The organism is Kaistia sp. 32K, assembly GCF_016629525.1.
GTDB lineage: Bacteria > Pseudomonadota > Alphaproteobacteria > Rhizobiales > Kaistiaceae > Kaistia.
Genome location: NZ_AP024269.1, coordinates 428,007 through 451,056, shown reverse-complemented (window position 1 = coordinate 451,056; position 23,050 = coordinate 428,007). Strand labels below are relative to the sequence as shown.

Below are 23,050 nucleotides of genomic sequence, written 5' to 3'. Positions count from 1 at the left end.
CTCTCTGGTTTCCGGCTCCCGCCGGTCACTCAGGGTAGCAAAGATCGGTCGACGAGGATGCCGAGTTCGGCCAGGACCTGCATCACGCCCTTCACCCCATAGGGCTTGCCGAGGAAGCCGACGCGCGCGTCGTCGGCGAGGGCATGATCGAGGCTCGCCTCGTCATAGCCGCTCGCGATCACGATCGGAACATCGGCGCGATTGTCGCGGATTTCCTTGGCGAGCTCGGCGCCCGAGCGGTCCGGCAGGTCGAGATCGATGATGACGACCTGGTAGTCGCCACCGCGCCGATCGACCCGCGCCGTCGCCTCCTGCGCGGATCCGGCCGTCTCGACGCGAAAGCCGAGATCTTCCAGAAGGTCGGCCGCGGCGAGGCGCAAAGTCGCCTCGTCCTCCACCAGCAGGATCAGGGGGGCGAGCTCGTTCATGGCAAAGCCCCGAGCGGAAAAGAGGCCCCGCCCCCTCTCGGTCGCGAGCCATCCGTCAGGCTGCGTCGCCCCTCTCGGCGACCATTTTCCGTCGTCCTGCGGGTCATGAGGCATCCTTGCCCCGGGGTGATGGCCTCCATGCTGTCCCGGAACCCAAGACATTACCGTCAAGTCGGGATTTCGCAAAGTGCACAGGATTCACAGCCCTCCCCCCGCGCAAAATCCGTCGCCCTGCCTTAAATGCGTCCCAAGCGCGACGCTAGGTGCGCGTCTTGTTCCTGTGTCCAGGAGTTCCGATGCCGATCCCCTCCCTTCGCGCCGGCTGGCTGGCCGTCGCCGCCACGCTCCTGCTGGCCCAGGGCGCCCTCGCCAAGCCGCAGGACATCGAACTGAAGCTTCGGATCGCCGCGCCGCCGCCCGGCGCCCGCGTCGTCGCGCTCACTTTCGATGCCTGTTCCGGCACGATCGACCGGCGCATCCTCGACACGCTGGTGCAGAATCAGATTCCGGCGACGCTCTTCGTCACGCATCGCTGGCTGAAGCGGAACCAGGAGACCACGGCCGTGCTCCTGGCGCATCCGGAGCTGTTCCAGATCGAGAACCATGGCGACCAGCACGTTCCGGCCATCACCGATGTTCCGCAGCTCTACGGCCTGAAGACGGCGGGATCGCTGGAAGAAGTACGCAAGGAAGTCGATGGCGGCGCCTCGGCCGTCCTCAAGGCGACCGGCAAGCCGCCGCGCTGGTATCGCGGCGCCACCGCCGTCTACAGCCAGGACGCGCTGGATGCGATCCGGGCCGAGGGCTATTCGATCGCCGGCTTCTCGCTGAACGCCGACATGGGCGCGTCGCTGCCGGCCGCGACGGTGGCGAAGCGGATCGCCGCCGCCCGCTCGGGCGATGTCATCATCGCCCACATCAACCAGCCGGGACATCCGGCCGGCAAGGGCGTCGTCGAGGGCATCCAGCGGCTGATCGACAAGGGCACCGTCTTCGTCAAGCTCGACGACGTGCAGACCGAAGCGAGCCGCTGAGCGGCGTGTCCCTTCGGGAGAGCTCTGCAGGGCCCCGTCGCCCCGGCGAAGGCCGGGGCCCATGAACACCGGCCCGGAAATCTGGGTCTAGCGTTCTGGTTCGGGGTCGGCGTGTCTGGATCCCGGCCTTCGCCGGGATGACGGCGGAGGGCGGCACAGCGCGAGGGAGATCGCCTCGCCCCGTGCTCAGGCCAGCCGATACCAGTCCCGCGCATTGCCGGCGAACAGCTTCGCCTGCTCGTCGGCCGAGAAGCCGCGCACCGCCTGCTTGAAGATGGCGATCCATTCCGAGAGGCCGATATGTAGACCGGCCACCGGGTGATCGCTGGCGAAGATCGAGCGGTCGGCGCCGAAGGCGTCGATGCAGGCGTCGATCACCTCGGTCAGGCTCGCCGGCGTCCAGTCCGGGTCATAGGCGACCGGATCGGAGATCTTGATCGCGACATTTTCCGCGCCAGCCATCAAGGCGAGACCCTCGCGCCAGCGCCGCATGCCCTCGGCGTCGCGATCCATCGGGCTGCCGCAGTGATTGACGAGGAAGCGGATATCGGGGAAGGCGTCGGCGAGGCGGCGCGCGGTCTCGTGCTGGTGCGGCGAGATCAAGAGATCAAAGCTGAAGCCGAGTTCGCGGAAGCGGGCCATATTGGCGCGCCAGCGCGGGTCGTCCATGCGGTCATTGTCCGGCATGCGGCGCTTGGCGGGATCGGGATGCCAGCTCAGGATCTCGCGGATGCCGACGACGCGCGGATTTTCCGCGTGGCGTGCCAGGATCTCGGGCGCGTTGACATCGGCCAGCGCCGCATGGGCGACGTAGCGCGACGCGATGCCGTCGCTGCGTGGCAGGCTGTCGAGCCAGTCACTCTCGCCCGGCGGGTCGGCCGGATCCCAGTTCGCCTCGATATGGACGCTGGCGACGATGTTCTCCGGTCGCGCCAGCGCCTCGTAGTCGGCCGGCAGGACGTTGCGGCGGATCGGCGCCAATTCGTCCCCCGGCGTGCCGCCAGCAAGCCAGCCATGCTTGCCGAGCCCGAGGTCCCAGAAGTGATGATGGGCGTCGATGATCGGCCCGCTATAGAGATCGCCGGACATTTTTCTTCCAGTTCCGTGGATATCGAAGGGTTGCGGCGACGATCAGATCGTCGTCCGCACATGCGGGTCGCGGCCGTAGAACGACACCAGCACGACGATGACGACGCCGAGCACCGCCTGCACCAGCGACGGCTGCAGGCCGAGGCCGATCAGCAGCGTGTTGATCTCGGTCAGCACCAGCGCGCCGGCGACGGTGCCGAGATAGGAGCCGCGCCCGCCGACCAGCGCCGTGCCGCCGATGACGACGGCGGCGATGGTCTGGAACAAATAGGGCTGGCCGACCTCGCCATAGGCGGAGCCGGTGAAGCCGAGCAGCAGGATGCCGGTGACGGCGGCGAATACCGCACTGAGGCCGAACGTCACCGTCCACATCGCCACCGGATGGATCAGCGCCAGCGGGGCGGCGCGCGGATTGCTGCCGAGCGCGAACAGGCGGCGGCCATAGGGCGTGCGGGCGAGCGCCACGGTGACGATTGCCGCGAGCGCGACGAAGCACGGCACCAGCCACGGCACCGGCAGGAAGCCGACGGAGCCGCCGATCGAGACGAACTCGGTGACCGAGGCCGGCGCCGATCCGGACGGGAAGCCGCCGGTCCACAAAAGCACCGAGCCCTGCACGATGGTGCCGATGCCGAGCGTCACGATGAGCGGATGCAGGCCGAGGCTGGACGAGATCAGCCCGTTCAGCCCGCCGATCAGAAAGGCGAGGCCGACGACGATCCCACAGACGAGGGCAAAGTCCATGCCGCCGCCATAGAGATGGGCGGTGACGACATTGGCGAAGCCGATGACGAAGGGGATCGACAGGTCGATGCCGCCAATGATCACCACCAGCGTCTGGCCGATCGAGGCGATGGCGAGCAGCGAGGCCAGCACCAACATCGCCCGCATCGAGAACTCGCTGGAATAACCCTGGATCAGCGCCGTTCCGGCGAGATGCAGGACGACGGCGACGATGAGGGCGCCAAGGACGCGCGCCTGGTCACGGCTGAAGCGGGGCATCAGCGGCCTCCCCTGGAACGACCGAGCCAGCGGTCCTGCAGCGCCGTCAGCACGATGGCGATGACGAGGATGGAGCCGTACGCGATCTGCAGCACGAAGGTCGAGAAGTTGAAGTAGGTCAGCGCGCTCTGCAGCAGGAAGATGTCGATCGCGCCGATGGCAGCACCAATCAGCCCGCCACGACCGCCGGCGAGACTGACGCCGCCGAGCGCCACGGCGGAGATCGCGATCAGCGTGTAGGTCGGGCCGATCGACGGATCGGCCGAGCCGATCAGCGCCGTCATCATCAGCCCCGCCACGCCGGCGAAGACGCCGGTGATGACATAGGAGAGAAAGCGCACCAGCGTGACCGGGATGCCGGCCGTATAGGCGGCGCGGTCGTCGCTGCCGACGGCCATCAGATGATCGTAGTAAGGCAGCCGGCGGATCAGAAACCAGATCAGGAATACCGCGCCGAGCGGCAGGATCGACAGCGGCCCGCCGAGCGATTTGAGCCATATCGGCACGGTGCCGGTCGGCGCCGGCAGGATGGTGAGCGTCGTCCCGACGAGGAGCAGATAGGTGCCGAGCGTCGCGACGATCGGCTGGATGCGCAGGATCGTCGCCAGGAAGCCGTTCAGCACGCCAACGAGGCCGCCGATCGCGACCGCCGCGCCGACGACGATCCAGGGCGAGGTCAGGCCGAGCTTCTGGATCAGCACCAGCACGACGATGGCGTTGACGAAGCCCATGATCGGGCCGACCGAGATGTCGATGCCGCCGCGCCCGCCGAGGATGGCCGGCGCCGAGGCGATCGCGGCGCCGATCAGCGGCGCGGCGAGGCCGATCAGCGTGCCCCAGGCGGAGGGCGCGAAACGGGCCGGATTGATGAAGATGTTGATGGCGAGCAGGATGATGAACAGGATCGGCGCGAAGCCGGTCTGCCGCCAGATCGCCTTCAGCGCCGGCATGCGGCCGGCGGCGGCGGAGGAGGAGGTTGCGAGAACAGTCATGCCGCCCGTCCGAACATGGTTGCGATGATGCGCTCGGACGAGCGCGCGGCGCCTTCGAGCGGCGCGGCGAGTTCCTGCTCGCGGAAGACGAGGATGCGGTCGCAGAGCACCAGCGCCTCCTCGATCTCGGTCGAGAGCACGACCAGCGCCATGCCTTCGTTGGCCAGCTCGCGGAACACCGAATAGAGGACGCGGCGGGTGGCGATGTCGACGCCGCGGGTCGGATCGTTGAGCAGCAGCACGTCCGGCTTGTGTGCCAGCGCGCGCGCGAGCAGCACCTTCTGCTGGTTGCCGCCCGACAGCGTCGTGATCAGGTGGCGGCCGGGCTCGGGTGCGACGATCGACAGGCGCTCGCGATAATAATCGTAGCGCTTGCGCCGCTCGGCCGGGCTGATCAGGCCGAACCGGCGGTCGCGGCCGACGGTGGCGATGGCGAAATTGTCGAGGATCGACATGGACGGGAAGATGCCGGTGGCGCGACGATCGCGCGGCAGATAGGCGATGCCGCTCTGGACCGCGCGGCGGAAGCTGGTGATCGCCCGCCCGCCACCCCTAGCGAGCGGCGCCGTCACGCGGCCGGTGACCGGCGCGCGCAGACCCGCCAGCGTTTCCATGAACGCGTCCTGGCCATGACCGTCGAGCCCGGCGAGGCCGACGATCTCACCGCGGCGGATATGCTGGTCGAACGGAACCGCGCCCGGCTTCAGCGACAGCCCCTGCGCGGAAAGGGTGATCGGGCTATCCGACATGGTGCAGCTCCCGCGCCGTCTCCGGCGCCATCAGGGCGAGCAGGTCGTCCGGCACGAGCTCGCCCTTCTCCAGCGTCTTCACGACCTGGCCGCTGCGCAGCACCGTCACCCGGTCGGACAGGCCGGTGACCTCGTCCATGCGGTGGGTGATGAAGAGGATCAGGCAACCCTCGCCCGCCAGCCGCCGCATCAGCGCGAACACCGCCTCGCGGTCGGCGAAATCAAGCGCCGCCGTCACCTCGTCGAGGATCAGCACGCGGGGCTTCCGCGTCAGCGCGCGGGCCAGAACGATCAGCTGCTGCGCCGCCAGCGGCACCTCGCCGGCCGGCTCGTCGAGCGGCACGTCGGTAACGGCGAATTCGGACAGGACGCTCGCGGCGAGCGCCCGCCGCTCGCCGCGCGGGACGCGGCGGCGGAACAGGCCGTCATAGCCGAGCAGGATGTTGTCGGCGACGCTGCGATCCGGCGCGATCAGCACTTCCTGAAACACGGTGGCGAAGCCGGCGGCGCGGAAATCAGCGGGGTCGCGGCCGACGATCGGCCGGCCGTCGAAGGTGATCGAGCCGCGATCCGGCGAGACGATGCCCGAGAGCAGCTTGACCAGCGTGCTCTTGCCCGAGCCGTTCTCGCCGAGGATGGTATGGATCGTGCCGGGCGAGAACGAAACATGGGCGCCATCGAGCGCAATCGTCTCGCCATAGCGCTTCGAGAGATCGCGGATCTCGAGCATAGGCAGTCAGTCTCCCGTCCGGATGCGGAGACGGGAGAGCCGGCGCGCCGGCCCTCCCGCTGTGTCGGCTGGATCCTACTTGGCGCAGGGATCCGGCGTCTTCGCGTAGTCGAACAGCTCCGTATGCGCGGGCTTGGCGAAATACGCGTCCATCAGCGTCTCCGGCATCGGATCTTCCGGCGCGACCGGGAACACCGACACGGCGTCCTTGGTCATGCAGTCGCGATGCCACTTGCCGAGTTCGTCCGGCTTCACGGCCGGGATCGGGACCATCAGGATGTTGAGCTTCGGCTGCTGGCCTTCCAGCACGCGGACGCCGACGCGGAACAGCGTCTGCGCGGTCCAGGACGGCATCAGCGCGCCGCCGGTGAAGCGGAACGTGTCCTGGTTGTCCTTCCAGAAGCCGAGCGCGTCGCCCGAGATCGAGCCGGAGACGACCGGGATCGGGCGGCCGGCCTGCTGGAACGCCTCGGCGACGATGCGCGACTCCGAACCCGAGGTCCAGACGCCGGCGATCGGCTGCGGCGTGGTGGCGAGCACCTGCAGCGTCACCGTCTTGGTGACGTTCGGCGACCAGTTGCCGTTGACGTCGCGGACGACCTTGACCTCGGGCGCCTCGGCGAAGGCCTTGTCGGCGCCGGCGCGCTGCTGGGCGACCAGCGGGCTGCCGGCGATGCCCTCGATGCGCAGCACGTTGCCCTTGCCGCCGATGCCGTCGATGACGCCCTTGGCGACGTCATAGCCGAACTTCACATAGTTGGAATCGACATTGATGGCGTAGGGGCTGGTGACGGCGCCCGCACCCGTGACGAAGGGAATGCCCGCCTTGAACGCCGCCTCGATCACCTCGTTCAGCGCCGTCGACGAGCCGGCGAAGGAGGTGATGATGCTGCACTTCTTGTCGATGAAGGCGCGGATCTGGGCGATCTGCTGGCCGGTGTCGCCGTTCGAATCCGACATCTCGAATTCGGAGACCCAGCCCTTCTCCTTGTAGAGGCCGACCAGGCGCTCGAGCTCGCGCGTCACCGAAACGCGCCAGGGATTGCCCTGGTAGGATTCCGAATGGCACCACTTCCACGGCTTCGCCACGGCCGCGAAATTGTCATAGGCCGACGGCTGGATCGTCTCCTCGACGCCGAGATAAAGCGCCTGGATTTCCGGCGGCAGCGTCTGGAACGTCGCGGGCAGCTCGGCCGCCTGGGCCAGGCTGGCGCCGCTCATCAGGGCGGCGCCGCCGACGGCCGCCGCCAGAACCGACTTCACTCTGTTTGCCAGTTTCATTGTGCGTCTCTCCCTCTGATCGGGCGACGAAATCCGTCCCCCGCCTCTCCCTCGATCCCACCAAGCCGTTGTTGATCCGAACCTTTTTTCGCGCACGATGGCCGGATATCGACTTTTGTATGTAAGATGCATTGTTCATATCAGATAGCAAGCGGCGGTACTGTCAATCGGAAATCCGCCGCGAGGCGCCCGTTTCCACGACGCCGATCGGATTGCGACATCTCCGGCGCGGCATGGACAGGGACGCGCGCCATCGGCTAACGGAACGGCAGACCGACCCATTCGACCAAGGAGACTTTCGTGGAGATCAAGAGACTGGAGCCGGATCTGCGCTGGTGCGAGACGGCGACCCATGACGGCGTCGTCCATGTGGCAGGACAGGTCGGCCCGCCGGGCACCGACATCGTCACCCAGACACGCGGCGCACTGGCGGAGATCGACCGCGTGCTGGCGCTCTCCGGCACCGACAAGTCGCGCCTGCTCTCGGTGACGATCTGGCTCGACGACATCGCCGATTTCGCCGCGATGAACAGCGTCTGGGACGCCTGGGTTGATCCCGACAACACGCCAGCGCGCGCCACCGGCCAGGTCCCCCTCGCCGATCCCGCCTACAAAATCGAGATCACCGCCATCGCCGCCCTGCCCTGAGGGCGCAGAAGGGCGCCGGCCCTTAGACCCTGCTACCCCTTCAGCACGGCGCTGCGGAAGCGCATCAGCGACAGCGCGAAATAGACGGCGCCGAAGACGACGAAGATCAGCAGATACTGCCAGACGAGCGAGAAGCCGCCGCCGCGGAAGAGCACGGCCTGAGTGAACGACACGAAATGCGGTGTCGTCGTCAGCGTCTGCATGGCATAGCGCAGCCAGACTGGCATGCTCTCCATCGGCGTCATGCCGCCCGAGAGCAGGTTCAGGATGATGAGCACCGGGATGGCCAAAAGGCCGAACTGCGCCATCGAGGTCGAGAAGGTGGCAAGCAGGATGCCCATCGAGGCGATCGACAGCGTGTAGATCGTCGTGCCGAGCAGGAACAAGAGCACCGAGCCCTGGATCGGCACGCTGAGCAGGAGGTGCACGACGAATATCAGCGAGAGGATCGCCGCTGCGACGATGACCAGCCCGTTGGCCAGCACCTTGGCGAGTACGATCTGGCTGGCGACGACCGGCATGACCAGGAGATGCTCGACGGTGCCGCGCTCGCGCTCGCGGATCAGCGCCGCGCCGGAGAGGATGAGCGTCAGCATGGTGATGTTGTTCATCACCTGCATCAGCGAGCCGAACCAGACCGAGTTCAGGTTCGGATTGAAGGCGCTGCGCATCACCAGCCGCACCGGCGCCGCGGCCGTGACGCCGCCGCCATAGCGGAATTCCGAGATCTCGTTGGCGATGACGTTCTGGAGCGCGACCGAGCCGTTGCCGGCGAAGACGATGGCCGTCGCGTCAATCTCGACCTGCAATTCGGCCGGCCTGTCGGCGAGGACGTCGCGCTCGAAATCGGGCGGGATGTCGAGGATGAAGACGAACCGTCCCTCGTTCAGCGCCGCGTCGGCCTCGCGCGCCGAGATCTTCACCGCCTCCTGGAAGATCGGCGGCTGCAGCGCGCTGATGATCTTCCGCGACAATTGCGAATCGTCCTCGTCGACGACCGCGACGGCGAGGTTCTTCAGCTCGGTCGAGGCGCCGGTCGAGACGGTATAGATCGCCAGCGTGAAGGCGTAGACGACCAGCACCAGCATGATCGGATCGGCCTTGATGCTGCGCAGTTCCTTGATGAACAGGTAGTAGAGGTTGGAGAGCCAGCGGAGCGCGTTCATCGTCAGGTGTCCTGTTTGCGCAGGAGGACGAGCGACAGCGCGAAGAACAGCAGGCAGAAGCCCACCAGCGCCAGCAGATTGGGCCAGAGGTCGAGCCAGCCGAGCCCCTTGGTGAAGGCGCCGACGCTGATCGGCTGATACCAGGCCGGCGGGAAGGCCAGGCCGAGCGCGCGGCCGCTGCCGGTCAGCGACGAGACGGGGATGATCAGGCCGGAGAAATTGACCGCCGGCACGATCGCGATGATCGCCGTGGCGACAACAGCCGCCACCTGCGACTTGGTGAAGGTCGAGACCAGCTGCCCGAAGCCCGTCGTCGCGACGAGATAGACGAGCGTCGCGATGGCGAAGAGGGAGAAGGATCCCTTGAGTGGCAATCGGAACAGGAACAGCGCCAGCAGGAACAGTACCGCCGCGCTCACCAGCGAGACGCCGATATAGGGCAATTGCTTGCCGAGCAGGAATTCCGGCTTGCTGATCGGCGTCGAGTAGAAATTGGCGATCGAGCCGGTTTCCTTTTCGCGCACGATGCCGATCGCCGACATGATCGCCGGGATCAGCACCAGCATCAGCATGATGACGCTCGGCACCATGGCGTTGACGCTCTTGAAGGCCTGATTGTAGCGGAAGCGCGTCTCCATCGAGATCGCCGGCACCGCCGCCCCGCTCTGCCGCATCAGTTCGCTCGCATAGCCGGTCGCGAGGCCCGTGACATAGCCCTTCGCGGTCTCGGCCCGGAACGGCATGCTGCCGTCGACCGTCACCGACACCTCGGGCTGGCGGTTCGCCTTCAGATCGCGGCCATAGCCGGAGGGGATCTCGATGGCGATGTTGACCTCGCCGCTCTTCAGCCGGCTCTGCAGCTCGGCGCTCGACGCGATGTCGGGACGTTCGCTGAAGTAGCGCGAGGCGGAGAAGTTCTCCAGCAGCTGGCGGCTTTCCTGCGTCTTGTCCTGGTCATAGGCGGCGAAGGTCAGGTTCTCGACGTCGAACGAGATGCCATAGCCGAAGGTGATCATCAGGATGACGGGGCCGAACAGCGCGAACCAGAGCCGGATGCGGTCGCGCAGAAGCTCCATCGTCTCGCGCCGCGCATAGGCCCAGAGGCGGCCGGGATCGAAGCGGCGCGGCCGGGCTGCGGCATGCGAGGTCGTTGGGATCGCGGTCGCGACCGCCACCGTCTCCGCCTCGGTCGAGGCCGGCGCTTCCTCCGGAATGCCGGAAGCCTCCTTCAGATAGGAGACGAAGGCCTCCTCGAGCGTCGCCTTGCCGCGCTGCTCGGCCAGTTCCTGCGGCGCGCCGACGGCGAATACCTTGCCGGCATGCATCAGCGAGATGCGGTCGCAGCGGGCCGCCTCGTTCATGAAATGGGTGGAGATGAAGATCGTCACGCCGTGGTCGCGGGCGAGCGAGATCAGCGTGCGCCAGAACGAATCGCGCGCCACCGGGTCGACGCCCGAGGTCGGCTCGTCGAGGATCAGGATGGACGGCCGGTGGATGACGGCGACAGCGAGCTGCAGGCGCTGACGCATGCCGAGCGGCAGGCTGTCGGGCAGTGCGTCGGCCACCTCGGAGAGATCGTAGCGCGTCAGCATCTCCTCGATGCGCGCGTCGATCTCGTTCGCCGGAATGTGGAAGAGATGCGCATGCAGGTCGAGGTTCTGGCGGACCGTCAGCTCGGTATAGAGCGAGAACGCCTGCGACATGTAGCCGACGTGCTGGCGGATCTCCATCTCGTTGCCGGTAAGCGACTGGCCGAACAGCTTGGTCCAGCCCTCGGTCGGCGTGATCAGGCCGGTCAGCATCTTCATCGTCGTCGACTTGCCGCAGCCATTCGAGCCGAGGAAGCCGAAGATCTCGCCCTTGGAGATGCGGAAGGAGACGTTGTCGACGGCGGTGAAGTTGCCGAAGCGGCAGGTCAGTCCCTCCGCCTCGATCGCCGGCACCTCGTCGGGCGCGACGACGCGCGGCGGCACGACGACGCTCTGATAGCCCCGGCGCTTCTCCTCCGGCAGCAGCGCGATGAACGCTTCTTCCAGCGTCTCCTTGCCGGCGCGGCCGCGGACTTCCGCCGGCGAGCCCTCGGCGATGACCTTGCCGTCGTCCATCGCCGCCAGCCAGTCGAAGCGCTCGGCCTCGTCCATATAGGCGGTGGCGACGATGACGCTCATCTGCGGCCGGCGGGCGCGGATGGTGTCGATCAGATCCCAGAACTGCTGCCGCGACAGCGGATCGACGCCCGTCGTCGGCTCGTCGAGGATCAGGAAATCGGGATCGTGGATCAGCGCGCAGCAGAGGCTGAGCTTCTGCTTCATGCCGCCGGAGAGTTTTCCGGCCGGACGGTCCGGGAACGGGTCGAGCCCGGTCGCGGTCAGGAGATCGTGGATGCGCGCCTGCCGCTCGGCAGCGCCCTGGCCGAACAGGCGGGCGAAGAAGTCGAGGTTCTCGAAGACGGTCAGCGTCGGATAGAGATTGCGGCCCAGTCCCTGCGGCATGTAGGCGATGCGCGGCGAGGCCTCGTCGCGAAAACGCTTCTCGGCCATGTTGCCGCCGAGAACCTGCACGGAGCCTGTCTGCAGCTTGCGCACGCCGGCGAGCAGCGCCAGCACGGTCGACTTGCCGACGCCGTCCGGACCGATCAGCCCGGCCATGCAGCCGGCCGGAATGGCGAGGTTCAGCGCATCGACGGCGAGCCGCTTGCCGTAGCGATGGGTGACGCCTTCGAGCCGCGCGACGGGCTCGCTCATTGCGGAACGTTGACCTTGAGGCTCTCCGGCCATTCGGCGTCGAGCGAGGTGCGCACGAAGCCGGTGCCGCGCACGCCGACCTTGACCTGCTTCTCGAAGCGCTGGACCAGCGCGCGCGGGATCTGGAGCTTGACGCGGAACATCAGCTTCTCGCGCTCGTCCTTGGTCTCGACGGTCTTCGGCGTGAACTGCGCCTCGCCGGAGACGAAGGTGACGGTGGCGGGAATGACGTAGTCGGGAATCGGATCGAGGATGATGCGCGCCTCGTCGCCGATGCCGATGCCGGCGACGTCCTTGGCCGGCAGGTAAATCGACATCGAGATGTCGGAGAGATCGAGCAGCGTCAGCACGCGCGTGCCGGCGCCGACCACCTCGCCGGCGCGGGCGAGCTCGTACTGCACGCGGCCGCGCCGCGGCGCCACCAGCACCATGTCTTCGAGGATGGCGTTGAGCCGCGACACGTCGGCTTCCGCCGCCTTGATCGTCGATTCCGCCTGCGCCCGCGCCGCGACCATCGCCTGGTAGGCAGCGTTGGCGACGTTCAGCTTGTTCTGCGCCTCGTCGCGCAGCTGCGCCGTCGCGTGCCCCTTCTGGAACAGCGCGTTGATGCGGTCGAAGCTCGCCTGGGCGAGCGCCCGGTCGCTGTCGCGCTGGGTGATCTGCGCGTCGACCTCGCTCAGCGCGCTCTCGGCGCGCAGAACCTGCGCCTGGGCGCCAAGGAGCTGCGCGCGATATTCGCGGTCGTCGATGCGGGCGACCACCTGGCCGGCCTCGACCGTGTCGCCCTCATGCACGTCGACCGAGGCGAGACGGCCCGGATATTTGCTGGAGATGTCGATCTCCTGGCCCTCGATGCGGCCATTCGACTGGGCGATGCCGGCCGGCAGCGGATTGCCGCGCAGCCGGTCGATCAGGCTCTTCAGCTTGTTCTGCGCCGCCGCTTCCGAAACGAGCCAGGAACCGGCTCCCAGCTGCGTCGTCACCGCATCGGTGGCGAAGACCGCCAGAAACGCGACCAGCGCCGCTCTTGGCCAAGGGTGACGCATCGCTCGATACCTCGCATGTCGGACGCAGACTCAACCGGCAGTATCGGGCACCGAAGCGATTTGGGAAAGCCTCGCCGCCACCGCCGCCGGTGAATTGCGCTTGCGTCCGATTGTCCTACGAGACCGGCGCAACCGCCGGCGAGGCGTCGCCGACCCGCCGCTAGAGCACGTATTTCCGGCTGATCTCGGCGATATTGGCGGTGCCGGCGATCGTCATCGTGCGGACGAGCTCGGCCTGGAGCTGTCCGTACACGCTCTCGACGCCTTTGGCGCCGCCCAGCGCCAGCCCGTAGAGCACCGGCCGGCCGAGCGCGACGGCATTGGCGCCGAGCGCGATCGCCTTGAAGACGTCGGTGCCGCGCCGCACGCCGCCATCCATGATGACCGGCACCCGACCCTTGACCGCGCCCGCCACCGCCGGCAGCGCATCGATCGCCGCCTGCACGCCGTCGAGCTGGCGGCCGCCATGGTTGGAAACCTGGATGCCGTTGACACCGCGCTTGATCGCCTTCTCGGCGACGTCGGGCGACAGCACGCCTTTCAGGATCAACGGCAGGTCGGTCGTCTCCTTGATGAAGTCGACGTCTTCCCACGTCAGGCTCGGCTTGAACGTCGCCGTGCCGGTATTGGCGAAGGGCAGGCTCGGGGGAAACGAGAAGCCGAGGCGGTTCGCCTCGTCCGACGAGCCGGGCGCGAAGGCGTCGATGGTGAAGACGATCGCCGAATAGCCGGCCTTCTCGGCCCGCTGGATCAACTCGCGCGATTTGCCCTGGTCTTCCTGCAGATAGAGCTGAAACCATTTCGGCCCGGTCGAGGCGCTAGCGACATCCTCGAGCGTCTTGTTGGCGGCGGTGCTCACCGTCATCAGCGTGCCCGCGACGGCGGTTCCGCGCGCCGTGCCGAGCTCGGCCGAGGCATGCGCCAGACCGTGCGCGCCCATCGGCGCGGTGATCACCGGCAGGGTGAGTTCCTGGCCGAAGAGCGTGACCTTGGTCTCCGGCGCCGGCTTGCCGACCAGGTAATGCGGCCGGAGCTGGATGCGCTCGAAGGCGGCGAGGTTGTCGCGCAGCGTCACCTGATTGTCGGCACCGGAAGAGATAAAGGCGAAGCCGCCCTTGGGAAGGACCTTCGCCGCCTCCGCCTCGAGATCGTTCAGATTGACGATCGACAGCGTCTCTTCGCCGGTCGGCTGCCGGTAGCCGGCGACCGATGCCGGCGCCTCCGCCTTGGCGGTCGTGGCGGCTTTGGCGGCCTTGGCGGGTCCGGCCTCCGCCGATTTCTGGGTCACGATCATTCCCGCGCCGGCGACAGCTCCAACCTTGACGAAATCACGCCGCGAGAATCCAAACCCCATGATCAACCCTTCCATGCATCCACCGAACCAACACGTCAGGCAAGATAAGCACGGTAGTTGAAGAGGTTAAGGCGCGGGCGAGACGAAAAAGCGGCAATCGTCGTGATTGCGGCGCCGCGTCGGCACAGCCGCATCGCGAGAACGGCAAATCGCCAGCCCACCCCTGCGTCAGCAGGCTGGGAACGATGACGACGCGCCCCGCACAAAATCTTCGACAGGTCTGTCGCCGACGCCCGGACGGCCGAAAGCGCCGGACGGCGACGAAGCCGTCACGCCCGTATTGCCAGCGCCCGCGATCCCCTTCGCGATCTTCCGTCGTCACGAAGGGGAGCGGTTCGGGGCCGTCAGGTGCCCGCCTTCGCGGAAATCCGCTTCAGGGAGCTGACATACTGCGCCTCGGCCTGGGCCTGCGTCAGCCGACCGCTGTCGACCTGCTTCGCGAGACTCAGGCGAAGCGACTGCTGCTGCTGGAGCAATTTCTTGTCGGGGAAGTCGGCCGGGAACTGGTTTTCCGCATTGTTGAGACACTTCGCGCGCGCCTCGCGCGTCGTGATCCGGCCCGAATCATAGGCGGTCTGACAGGCCTGGCGCGCCTGATCCAGGCCGCTGGTGGCGACCCGTGCGGGCTGGGTGGTCGTGCAAGCCGCAAGCAGTCCGGCCAGCGCCAATATCTCTATTCGCATCATTGCCTCCCGTTTTGCGAAGTGTTCCGCTCACAGCTAGCAAATTCCCGCGAAGGTTTCCCTAACGGAATACAGATCAACCGAACGCAATGATTTGATTTGATTCTGCCGAATTGCTGTGCCGTTGGTCACGCCCCGGCCCAGGCGGACACCGCTCCGAGCGCCGCAAGAGCCGTGACCTGCAGGACGACGATGGCCATCAGCCGCGCGCGAAATGGCTGCTTGCGCGTCTTGTGGCGAAGCAGGCGCTGGCCTGCCAGGGCGCCGATCGAACCGCCGATGCCGGCAAGTATCAGAAGCGTTCGCTCCGGGATGCGCCGGAGCCCCCGCCGGGCGCATCGCTTGTCCCATGCGAAGGCGACGAAGCAGGCGAGATTGACGGCGACCCAATAGAGCGCGACGGCGAGCAGCCTGGGGTCGATGGACATCACCATGAAATCGGGGCCTCGCGGGTCGCCGGGATCCTGCAGGTTGCGCGCGCCCGCCAAACGCCGACCCCGCCGCCGGCCTTCTTCGGATCCGAACAACCTCCGGAAACGAACGCTTCATCCACAACCATGGATCGGCTATTCTCTCTACCGGAGAGACGGATATGACCGGAATGAAAGCGACGACGACAGCGATCGTTTCGGAATTGAGCGAGATCCTCGATTCCGCCGCCCTCGACCCGTCCCGCTGGAGCGAGTTCATCGATCGCCTCAGCCGCCACACCGGCGACAGCAAGATCATCTTCCAGGCTTTCGACGATGATCTCACCTGGTGCACGCCCATGCACAGCGCCGGCTTTAGCGAGCAAAGCCTCCGCAACTATGCCGGATATTTCGCCTCGATTTCGCCCTGGCTCCCTCTGCTCGGCCGAATCCGGCTGGGTGAGATCGCCTTGACGGACCACCATCTGCCGCTCCCGGAGCTTCACCGGACGGAGTTCTACAACGACATGCTTCGCCCGGAAGGCGCGGCGGACAGCGCTACCGGCGTCCATCTGTTCAGCGAAAGCAACCGGAAGGCCACGCTGGCCGTCCATTTCAGCAGCCAGGACGCCGAAGCCATGCATGCCAAGGTGGCCCCCATCCTGGACGGCCTGACGAGACGGATGCGTCAGACGCTGAACGTCAATCGCGCGCTTGCAAAATACGCCAACACCTTCAACGAGAACACATCCTTGCTGCATTCACTCGCACTCCCCGCCCTCATCATCGACCAGGAGGGGCGCGTGCTCGCATTGAATACGGCCGCGACGGAACTCCTCGGCCAGCACAATGCGGTCACCATCGACGGGGCGGACCGGTTCCGCTTCGCCTCGACGCGCTTCCAGGCGCAGTTCCAGCAACGCCTCGGCGAAGCCGCGACGGGATCGGCCGGCGATCTGCACCTGGATCACCCGGAGATGCCGCTCACCATCTCGGTTCTTCCCTTCACCGGACGGCCGCCCGACACAAAGGGCGTCGGCTCCCTGTTCACCTCCGACAGGAACTTCCTCGTCCTGCTGCGCCGACAGCCGCTCCTGGCGCCCTGCGGCGCCCTCGTCGAGAAACTGGAAAAACACTTCAGATTGACGCCGGCGGAAATCCGCATCGTCGTCGCCCTCAGCCAGGGCGAAAATCTCGGCAGCCTCGCCGCCGCCTGGGGTGTCTCCCCCCATACCATCCGGGCCCAGCTCCGCTCCGCCTTCGCAAAGACCGACACGCACAAGCAGCATGAACTGGTGGCGCTCACCCACGCCCTGCGCGACCGCTAGGCCCGACGGATCGGTCCCCGTCGAGGTCCGGCTGCGATGATCGCCATGGCCGCCAGACCCAGAAATACGATCTTCCTCATTTCTCGGATCCGCCGGCCTTCGCCACACCCGTTCCCTTGATGCGCTCCCGCAGTCCCTGGAAGATCACGTAGAGCGCGGGGATGGCGAAGATGCCGACCAGCGAGGCCGCCAGCATGCCGCCGAACACCGGCGTCGAGACGTGGCGGCGGGCGAGCATGGCCGCGCCCGTGCCGAAGACGAGCGGCACCAGCCCGAGGATGAAGGCGAACGACGTCATCATCACCGGGCGGAAGCGCAGCCGCGCGCCTTCGATCGCCGCTTCGATCAGCGGCATGCCGTGCTCGCGCCGCTCCTTGGCGAACTCGATGATCAGGATGCCGTTCTTGGCCGCGAGGCCGATCAGCACGATCAGGCCGATCTGGGCATAGAGATCGAGCGTCAGGCGACCGACGAGGATGGCGAAGAACGCCCCGAGCACCGCGACCGAGACGGAGAGCAGCACCGGCACCGGAATGGTCCAGCTCTCGTAGAGCGCCACCAGGAACAGGAAGGCGAACAGCAGCGCGAAGCCGAGGATGATGGCGGTCTGCCCCTCGGCCCGCTTCTCCTGGAATGCGATGTCGGTCCAGGCGCCGCCATAGCCGGTGGGCAAGGCGCGGGCGGCGACTTCTTCCATGGCCGCGAGCGCCTGGCCGGACGAGACGCCGGGCGCCGGGCTGCCCTGGATCGTGACGGCGAGCTTGTTGTCGTAGCGGATCAGCGCCTGCGGGCCGAGCACCAGCCTCGGTTCGACCAGACTGCGCAACGCGATCATCTCGCCGGTCCGGCTGCGCACATTGATGCGGTCAATGTCCGTGATCGCGCGGCGATCCTGCGCCTCGGCCTGAACCTGCACCTGCCAGGTGCGGCCGAACAGGTTCATGTCGTTGACATAGCCGCCGCCGAGCGAGGTCTGCAGCGCCTGGAAGATCGCCGAGATGTCGACGCCGAGGATCTCGGCCTTGTCGCGGTCGATGTCGAGATAGATCGACGGGTTCGAAGCCGAGAAGGACGAGAACACGTTTGCGAGGCGCGGATCCTGATTGGCGGCGACCAGGAAGCCGCGCAGCGTCTGCGCCAGCGCCGTCGGGTCGTTGTTGGAGAGCGCGCGCAGCATGTAGGTGAAGCCGCCGCCGGTGCCGAGGCCGATGATCGGCGGCGGCGCGAGCGGCAGCGCGAAGCCGCCGGTGATGGTCTTCAACTTCGGACCGAGCCGCTCGATCACCGCCGCGGCCGACTGATCGGCGCCCTTGCGCTCGTCGAACGGCTTCAGCGTGGCGATGACGAAGGCGGCGTTCGGCTGCGAATAGCCGTCGACGAAGTTGAAGCCGATGATCGACGACGTGTCGGCGATGGTCTCTTCCTGCTTCAGGATCGCCTCGACCTCGGCGACGGCCGCGCTGGTGCGGCCGACCGAGGCGCCGTCCGGCGTCTGGACGACGACGAAGAAGGCGCCCTGGTCCTCTTCCGGCAGGAAGCCGGTCGGCGTGACGCCGTTCAGCAGGTAGATGCCGATGCCGGACGCGACCACCATGACGAGGCCGATGATCGAGATGCGGAGCAGCCGGGCGACGACCGAGCCATAGGCATCGCGCACGCGGTCGATGCCGCGCATCACCGCGCCCATCGGACCCCGACGGGGACCGTGATGCGGCTTGAGCAGGATCGCGCAGAGCGCCGGCGACAGCGTCAGCGCGTTGATGGCGGAGAGCAGCATCGAGACGGCGACGGTGACCGCGAACTGGCGGAACAGCTCGCCGGTGATGCCGGGAATGAAGGCGACCGGCACGAAGACCGACAGCAGCACGAGCGTGATGCCGATGATCGGCGCCGTGATCTCGCCCATCGCCGCCTTGGTGGCCTCGGCGGGCGTCAGGTGAGGCTCGGCCTCCATCTTCGCTTCCACCGCCTCGACCACGACGATCGCGTCGTCGACGACGATGCCGATCGCGAGCACCAGCGCGAGCAGCGACACCGTATTCGCCGAATAGCCGATGGCGTTCAGCACGATGAAGGTGCCGATCAGGCTGACCGGCACGGCGATGGTCGGGATCAGCGTGGCGCGGAAACTGCCGAGGAAGAGGAACACCACCAGCACGACGAGCACGAACGCCTCGAACAGCGTGTGCATGACGATGTCGATCGTCGCCGTGACGAAGGTGGTGGGATCGTAGGTGACGCTCCAGGCGAGGTCGTCGGGGAACTGCTTCTGCGCCTCGGCGAGCTTCTGCTTGACGGCGGCGAGCGTCGTCAGCGCATTGGCGCCGGGCGACTGGTAGATGCCGATCAGCGTCGCCGGCTGGCCGTTCAGGCGGGTCGAGCGGTCGAGATTGGCGGCGCCGAGCTCGACGCGGGCGACGTCGGAGAGACGCAGCACCGAACCGTCCTGATTGGTGCGGATGATAATCTGGTTGAACTCGTCGACCGAGGACAGGCGGCCCTTGGTCTGGATGTTGAGCTGCAGCTGCTGGTCGTCCGAGATCGGGCGCGCGCCGATGCGGCCGACGGCGGCCTGCACGTTCTGCCCCTGGATCGCCTGGACGATGTCGGAGGTGGTCAGGCCGAGGCCGGTCAGCCGGTCGGTCTGCACCCAGGCGCGGACGGCATAGTCCTGCGGCCCGAACAAGGTCGCCTCGCCGACACCCGGCGTCGAGCGGATCTCGTCGATCAGGTTGATCGTGGCGTAGTTCGAGATGAACAGCTGGTCGTGGCTGCCCTTGGGCGACGTCAGCGCGATGACGCCCAGCATCGCGGAGGACTGCTTCTTGACGGTCACGCCCTGCTTCTGCACGTCCTGCGGCAGCTTGGAGAGCGCCACCTGGACGCGGTTGTTGACGTTGACGGCGTTGATGTCGGCGTCCGAGCCGAGCTCGAACGACACGGTCAGCGTATAGCTGCCGTCATTGCCCGACACGCTCTTCATGTAGATCGACTTGTCGACGCCGACGATCTGGCTTTCGAGCGGCTGGGCGACGGTCGATTCCACCACGGCGGCCGAGGCGCCGGGATAGAAGGTCGTCACCGACACCTGCGGCGGCACGATGTCGGGATATTGCGCGATCGGAATGGCGAAGAGCGACAGCAGGCCGGCGATCACCGTCACCAGCGCGATGACGATGGCGAAGCGCGGCCGGTCGACGAAGAGCGAGGAGATCATCGGCTCAGCCCGCCTTCGGCAGCACGGTGGCCGGATAGGCCGAGACCGGCGCGCCGGGGCGCAGCGCCGCGATGCCCTCGACGATCACTTGGTCGCCCGACGAAAGGCCGGTTTCGACGCTGGCGTTGACGCCGACTTCACGCCCGAGCGTCACGCGGCGGATGGCGGCCTTGCCGTCTTCCACCACGAAAACGTAGAAGCCCTGCTGGTCGGCGAGCAACGCCGATTGCGGCACCAGGATCTTCTCGACCGGCTTCTCGAGCTCCATCGTCACCTTGACCAGCTGGCCGTCGATGAGCCGCCCGTTCGGATTGGGCACCACCGCCCGGATCGTCACGCTGTCGGTGGCGCGATCGACGGAGACGTCGACGAAGTCGATCTTGCCGGGGAAATCATAGGCCGAGCCGTCGGAAAAGCGGATCAGCGCGGTGAGTTCCTGCTTGGCCGCCGTGCGATCGTCGCTCTTCAATTTCAGGAATTCGCGCTGGCTGACCGGGATCACCACATTCATGGGATCCTGGCTGACGATCGTCGTCAGCACGCCGCGGTCGGGGCCGACGACATTGCCCTTGGTCACGGCGGTGCGGCCGATCAGGCCGGAGATCGGCGACTTGATCTCCGTGTAGCCGAGATCGATCTGCGCGGTCTGGACGTTCGCCTCGGCGATCTGGACGTTGCCCTTGGCGGTCAGCTGCTCGGCGAGGCGCTGGTCGCGCGACGCGACGGTGCCGGTCTGGGTCTTCAGGAGTTCCTCGGCCCGCGCATATTGCTGGTCGGCATAGGCCGCCTGGCCGCGCGCCTGGTCGAGCGCGCCCTGTGCGCGCGACAGCGCTGCCTGGAACGGCTCCGGCTCGATCCGGTAGAGGAGATCGCCCTCCTTGACCATCTGGCCGTCCTCGAACTGCACGTCCTGCAGGAAGCCGGTGATGCGGGCGCGAACATCGACGCGCTCGCGCGCCTCGATGCGACCGACGAACTCCTTGGCCGGGTTGATGGGCTGCGGCGTCGCCGCCAGGGTACCGACGCGAAGCGACGCGGCGTCCTGGGCCTCGGCCGGCTGCCCGAACGTCAGGCTTCCAGCGAGAACCGCCGCCACCGCGATGATCTGCATTCTCATCTTCGATATCCTGTTCAAGCATGGCAAAGGCCGCCGGGATCATCCTCCACAAGCAGAGGGATCATTCCGCAGCGCGAGGACACTATAGCGATCGATGTAAAGAAATGAAGAATTGCCCTAGGAAGGCAGCAAGACGCCAGATGGCGTTTCCTCCGGCGTCAGGCAGGCGCGGCGCAGGCGAAGGGGACGAAAACCGGGGAAATCGCGCGCAAAACAATTGCGCCATGCGCTTCGCCGCTCGGGACGATGCGCACCACTCAAGTCATTGAATTTTCCTGAGAAATAAGTGGTGCCCGGAGGCGGATTCGAACCACCGACACGCGGATTTTCAATCCGCTGCTCTACCAACTGAGCTATCCGGGCCCAGCGAGCGGGGCCGATGAGGTGGCCCGCTCGCGAAGTCACGGCCTTATAGGCGACGCTTCAGAACGTGTCCAGAGGCGTTGCGCAGAAGATGCAGGCCTGTGAACAACCTCGCGAATATCGGTTCGGGCGGCCCGCAGAGGCCGGCCGAACCGCCTCGCGCCGGCTTAGTCTTCCTCGCCGTCGCCGGCGTCCCGCTCGACCACGGGGATCGCATAGGCGCCCGAAAGCCAGCGGTGCAGGTCGATGTCCTTGCAGCGCTTCGAGCAGAACGGATAGAAGGCGCGAACCGTGTCCTTGCCGCAATTGGCGCAGGGGCGCGGCGCGCGCAGCGGCAGGATTTCCGCGGCCTTCGGGGCGGCGGGCTTCTTTTCGTCAGTCATGAGATTCTGTCCTCGTCAGGCCGGCCCGAGCCAGCCCTTGCGGACGGGATACCCTTCCCCGTCCAGCATCGCGATCGTCTCGAAGAGCGGCAGGCCGACGACCGAGGTGTAGGAGCCGACCAGCTTGACGACGAAGGTGCCGGCGATGCCCTGGATCGCATAGCCGCCGGCCTTGTCGCGCCATTCTCCGGAACCAAGATAGGTATCGATCTCCGGCCGGCCAAGCCGCTTGAAGCGCACCTTGGTCTCGACCAGGCGCTGGCGGATGATGCCCTTCGGCGTCAGCAGGCAGACGGCGGTGTAGACGCGGTGCGAGCGGCCGGAAAGCAGGCGGATGCATTCCGCCGCCTGGTCGTGGAATTCGGCCTTGGGCAGGATGCGCCGGCCGACCGCGACGACGGTGTCGGCCGCCAAAATGTAGCTGTCGGCGAATTCCGGCGTGCGCGCCGCCATGGCGCGGGCGGCGTCCGCCTTGCTGCGGGCGAGCCGCTTGGCGAGGCTCCTCGGCAGCTCGTTCTTCAGCGGCGTCTCGTCGACCGAGGTCGGCAGCAGGCTGTCCGGTTCCAACCCTGCCTGGGCGAGGAGTTGCAGCCGTCGCGGGCTGCCCGATGCAAGCAGGAGTTTGGGGGTGCCTGTCATTCTTCCGTCCGGTCGAGGATCCAAGAGAGAGAGTGCCGCCAGGAAACGCCGGAATGCGGCGCGCGGCGGCCGGACCGTAGCCGAATTGCCCGATCAAGGAAACAGCGTCGCCGCTGGCGCGGCCTGCCCCTCCCCTGACCTCTCCCCTTGCCCCTCCGTCGCCCCTCGCCTAGCCGCTCGGCAGCGGCGCCCAGCCGAAGCGCTCCTTGATCCGCGTCCGCAACTGGTCGCGCACGTCGCGATAGGCGTCGAGGATCTGCTCGCGCGAACCGGAGACGAGTGTCGGGTCCGGGGTCGGCCAGTATTCGACCACCACGGCCATGGTCCGCGTCAGCTCCAGCGCGCGGTGATGCGCCTGCGGCGACAGCGTCACCACGAGATCGAAATTCGTGTCCTCGAGTTCCTCGATCGTGTGCGGGCGATGGCGCGAGAGATCGAGCCCGCTCTCCTCCATCACGGCCGTGACGAAGGGATCGGGATCGCTCTTGCGCACGCCGGCCGAGGCGACATAGAGGCGGGGGAACAGCTGGCCGGTGATCGCCGCCGCCATCGGCGAGCGGATCGCATTCATGCCGCACATGAAAAGGACCGAAGTCGGTGGCCGCGCGTCGCGGGGCAGGAACACACCCGGAGCATCGGCTGTTACC

Annotated in this window: 21 protein-coding genes and 1 tRNA gene; 3 read left to right on the top strand and 19 right to left on the bottom strand. The window is 67.0% G+C overall.

Features of this window, described 5'->3' with window-relative positions; genetic code table 11:
* Window positions 1–29 precede the first annotated feature (29 nt).
* Window positions 30–428 carry a response regulator gene (locus tag K32_RS01965; protein ID WP_201402411.1) on the bottom strand — a complete coding sequence of 133 codons (399 nt, stop codon included), beginning with the start codon at window positions 426–428 and terminating at the stop codon, window positions 30–32.
* Between the two features lie 296 nt (window positions 429–724).
* Between K32_RS01965 and K32_RS01960 the strand changes: the two genes are divergently transcribed.
* Window positions 725–1,462, top strand: coding sequence for a polysaccharide deacetylase family protein (locus K32_RS01960; RefSeq protein WP_201402410.1), 738 nt, complete (start codon window positions 725–727; stop codon window positions 1,460–1,462).
* Window positions 1,463–1,648: 186 nt separating this feature from the next.
* Here K32_RS01960 and K32_RS01955 read toward each other — a convergent pair whose 3' ends face one another.
* The 6 genes from K32_RS01955 to K32_RS01930 all read right to left on the bottom strand — a co-directional run bounded on the left by K32_RS01955 (window position 1,649) and on the right by K32_RS01930 (window position 7,305).
* Entirely contained in the window at window positions 1,649–2,551 is a 903-nt protein-coding gene (locus K32_RS01955) for an amidohydrolase (RefSeq protein ID WP_201402409.1), read from the bottom strand.
* A 42-nt stretch (window positions 2,552–2,593) separates the two neighbouring features.
* Complete coding sequence (locus K32_RS01950) at window positions 2,594–3,553, bottom strand: ABC transporter permease (protein ID WP_201402408.1); 960 nt, start codon at window positions 3,551–3,553, stop codon at window positions 2,594–2,596.
* The gene (locus K32_RS01945) at window positions 3,553–4,545 is read right to left on the bottom strand and encodes an ABC transporter permease (protein ID WP_201402407.1); all 993 of its coding nucleotides are present in this window, start codon (window positions 4,543–4,545) and stop codon (window positions 3,553–3,555) included. The genes K32_RS01950 and K32_RS01945 overlap by 1 nt, the downstream gene beginning before the upstream one ends.
* Window positions 4,542–5,294 carry an ATP-binding cassette domain-containing protein gene (locus tag K32_RS01940; RefSeq protein ID WP_201402406.1) on the bottom strand — a complete coding sequence of 251 codons (753 nt, stop codon included), beginning with the start codon at window positions 5,292–5,294 and terminating at the stop codon, window positions 4,542–4,544. The genes K32_RS01945 and K32_RS01940 overlap by 4 nt, the downstream gene beginning before the upstream one ends.
* The gene (locus K32_RS01935; protein ID WP_201402405.1) at window positions 5,284–6,024 is read right to left on the bottom strand and encodes an ATP-binding cassette domain-containing protein; all 741 of its coding nucleotides are present in this window, start codon (window positions 6,022–6,024) and stop codon (window positions 5,284–5,286) included. Before K32_RS01935 ends, K32_RS01940 begins: the two co-directional genes overlap by 11 nt.
* Window positions 6,025–6,099: 75 nt before the next feature.
* Window positions 6,100–7,305: a substrate-binding domain-containing protein gene (locus tag K32_RS01930; protein WP_201402404.1), complete on the bottom strand. Its 1,206-nt coding sequence runs from the start codon at window positions 7,303–7,305 to the stop codon at window positions 6,100–6,102.
* A gap of 300 nt (window positions 7,306–7,605) precedes the next feature.
* On the opposite strand from K32_RS01930, the gene K32_RS01925 reads away from it, so the two are divergent.
* On the top strand, window positions 7,606–7,953 hold the full coding sequence (locus K32_RS01925; protein ID WP_201402403.1) for a RidA family protein: 348 nt from the start codon (window positions 7,606–7,608) through the stop codon (window positions 7,951–7,953).
* A gap of 32 nt (window positions 7,954–7,985) precedes the next feature.
* Here K32_RS01925 and K32_RS01920 read toward each other — a convergent pair whose 3' ends face one another.
* From K32_RS01920 to K32_RS01895, 6 genes are all read right to left on the bottom strand, one after another.
* The gene (locus K32_RS01920) at window positions 7,986–9,119 is read right to left on the bottom strand and encodes an ABC transporter permease (protein ID WP_201402402.1); all 1,134 of its coding nucleotides are present in this window, start codon (window positions 9,117–9,119) and stop codon (window positions 7,986–7,988) included.
* A 2-nt stretch (window positions 9,120–9,121) separates the two neighbouring features.
* Window positions 9,122–11,863: a ribosome-associated ATPase/putative transporter RbbA gene (gene rbbA, locus K32_RS01915; RefSeq protein ID WP_201402401.1), complete on the bottom strand. Its 2,742-nt coding sequence runs from the start codon at window positions 11,861–11,863 to the stop codon at window positions 9,122–9,124.
* Entirely contained in the window at window positions 11,860–12,909 is a 1,050-nt protein-coding gene (locus K32_RS01910; RefSeq protein ID WP_201402400.1) for an HlyD family secretion protein, read from the bottom strand. Before K32_RS01910 ends, rbbA begins: the two co-directional genes overlap by 4 nt.
* Before the next feature lie 160 nt (window positions 12,910–13,069).
* Complete coding sequence (locus tag K32_RS01905; RefSeq protein ID WP_201402399.1) at window positions 13,070–14,197, bottom strand: alpha-hydroxy acid oxidase; 1,128 nt, start codon at window positions 14,195–14,197, stop codon at window positions 13,070–13,072.
* Window positions 14,198–14,607: 410 nt separating this feature from the next.
* Window positions 14,608–14,946 (bottom strand): hypothetical protein, encoded by a 339-nt coding sequence (locus K32_RS01900; protein WP_201402398.1) that lies wholly within the window; start codon window positions 14,944–14,946, stop codon window positions 14,608–14,610.
* A gap of 128 nt (window positions 14,947–15,074) precedes the next feature.
* A complete protein-coding gene (locus K32_RS01895; RefSeq protein WP_371813020.1) occupies window positions 15,075–15,374 on the bottom strand; it encodes a DUF1294 domain-containing protein in 300 nt (99 codons plus the stop codon).
* A gap of 206 nt (window positions 15,375–15,580) precedes the next feature.
* Between K32_RS01895 and K32_RS01890 the strand changes: the two genes are divergently transcribed.
* Window positions 15,581–16,684: a helix-turn-helix transcriptional regulator gene (locus K32_RS01890; RefSeq protein ID WP_201402397.1), complete on the top strand. Its 1,104-nt coding sequence runs from the start codon at window positions 15,581–15,583 to the stop codon at window positions 16,682–16,684.
* Window positions 16,685–16,760: 76 nt separating this feature from the next.
* Here the strand turns inward: K32_RS01890 and K32_RS01885 are convergent, their stop codons facing one another.
* The 6 genes from K32_RS01885 to K32_RS01860 form a co-directional block, all read right to left on the bottom strand.
* Complete coding sequence (locus K32_RS01885; RefSeq protein ID WP_201402396.1) at window positions 16,761–19,901, bottom strand: efflux RND transporter permease subunit; 3,141 nt, start codon at window positions 19,899–19,901, stop codon at window positions 16,761–16,763.
* A gap of 4 nt (window positions 19,902–19,905) precedes the next feature.
* The gene (locus K32_RS01880) at window positions 19,906–21,018 is read right to left on the bottom strand and encodes an efflux RND transporter periplasmic adaptor subunit (protein WP_201402395.1); all 1,113 of its coding nucleotides are present in this window, start codon (window positions 21,016–21,018) and stop codon (window positions 19,906–19,908) included.
* Between the two features lie 287 nt (window positions 21,019–21,305).
* Window positions 21,306–21,381 (bottom strand) — tRNA-Phe (locus tag K32_RS01875).
* A gap of 167 nt (window positions 21,382–21,548) precedes the next feature.
* Window positions 21,549–21,764, bottom strand: a complete 216-nt coding sequence (yacG, locus tag K32_RS01870; RefSeq protein ID WP_201402394.1) for a DNA gyrase inhibitor YacG — start codon at window positions 21,762–21,764, stop codon at window positions 21,549–21,551.
* 15 nt (window positions 21,765–21,779) lie between these two features.
* Window positions 21,780–22,403: a Maf-like protein gene (locus tag K32_RS01865; RefSeq protein ID WP_201402393.1), complete on the bottom strand. Its 624-nt coding sequence runs from the start codon at window positions 22,401–22,403 to the stop codon at window positions 21,780–21,782.
* A 169-nt stretch (window positions 22,404–22,572) separates the two neighbouring features.
* Entirely contained in the window at window positions 22,573–22,983 is a 411-nt protein-coding gene (locus tag K32_RS01860; protein WP_201402392.1) for a low molecular weight phosphatase family protein, read from the bottom strand.
* Window positions 22,984–23,050 lie beyond the last annotated feature (67 nt).

Bases quoted from the DNA above. Each gene is read 5' to 3' on its own strand.
- rbbA (WP_201402401.1), bottom strand. From the start codon at position 11,863: ATGAGCGAGCCCGTCGCGCGGCTCGAAGGCGTCACCCATCGCTACGGC.
- K32_RS01945 (WP_201402407.1), bottom strand. From the start codon at position 4,545: ATGACTGTTCTCGCAACCTCCTCCTCCGCCGCCGCCGGCCGCATGCCG.
- K32_RS01955 (WP_201402409.1), bottom strand. From the start codon at position 2,551: ATGTCCGGCGATCTCTATAGCGGGCCGATCATCGACGCCCATCATCAC.
- K32_RS01880 (WP_201402395.1), bottom strand. From the start codon at position 21,018: ATGAGAATGCAGATCATCGCGGTGGCGGCGGTTCTCGCTGGAAGCCTG.
- K32_RS01950 (WP_201402408.1), bottom strand. From the start codon at position 3,553: ATGCCCCGCTTCAGCCGTGACCAGGCGCGCGTCCTTGGCGCCCTCATC.
- K32_RS01895 (WP_371813020.1), bottom strand. From the start codon at position 15,374: ATGTCCATCGACCCCAGGCTGCTCGCCGTCGCGCTCTATTGGGTCGCC.
- K32_RS01910 (WP_201402400.1), bottom strand. From the start codon at position 12,909: ATGCGTCACCCTTGGCCAAGAGCGGCGCTGGTCGCGTTTCTGGCGGTC.
- K32_RS01960 (WP_201402410.1), top strand. From the start codon at position 725: ATGCCGATCCCCTCCCTTCGCGCCGGCTGGCTGGCCGTCGCCGCCACG.
- K32_RS01885 (WP_201402396.1), bottom strand. From the start codon at position 19,901: ATGATCTCCTCGCTCTTCGTCGACCGGCCGCGCTTCGCCATCGTCATC.
- K32_RS01940 (WP_201402406.1), bottom strand. From the start codon at position 5,294: ATGTCGGATAGCCCGATCACCCTTTCCGCGCAGGGGCTGTCGCTGAAG.
- K32_RS01935 (WP_201402405.1), bottom strand. From the start codon at position 6,024: ATGCTCGAGATCCGCGATCTCTCGAAGCGCTATGGCGAGACGATTGCG.
- K32_RS01860 (WP_201402392.1), bottom strand. From the start codon at position 22,983: ATGTGCGGCATGAATGCGATCCGCTCGCCGATGGCGGCGGCGATCACC.
- K32_RS01900 (WP_201402398.1), bottom strand. From the start codon at position 14,946: ATGCGAATAGAGATATTGGCGCTGGCCGGACTGCTTGCGGCTTGCACG.
- K32_RS01965 (WP_201402411.1), bottom strand. From the start codon at position 428: ATGAACGAGCTCGCCCCCCTGATCCTGCTGGTGGAGGACGAGGCGACT.
- K32_RS01920 (WP_201402402.1), bottom strand. From the start codon at position 9,119: ATGAACGCGCTCCGCTGGCTCTCCAACCTCTACTACCTGTTCATCAAG.
- yacG (WP_201402394.1), bottom strand. From the start codon at position 21,764: ATGACTGACGAAAAGAAGCCCGCCGCCCCGAAGGCCGCGGAAATCCTG.
- K32_RS01930 (WP_201402404.1), bottom strand. From the start codon at position 7,305: ATGAAACTGGCAAACAGAGTGAAGTCGGTTCTGGCGGCGGCCGTCGGC.
- K32_RS01865 (WP_201402393.1), bottom strand. From the start codon at position 22,403: ATGACAGGCACCCCCAAACTCCTGCTTGCATCGGGCAGCCCGCGACGG.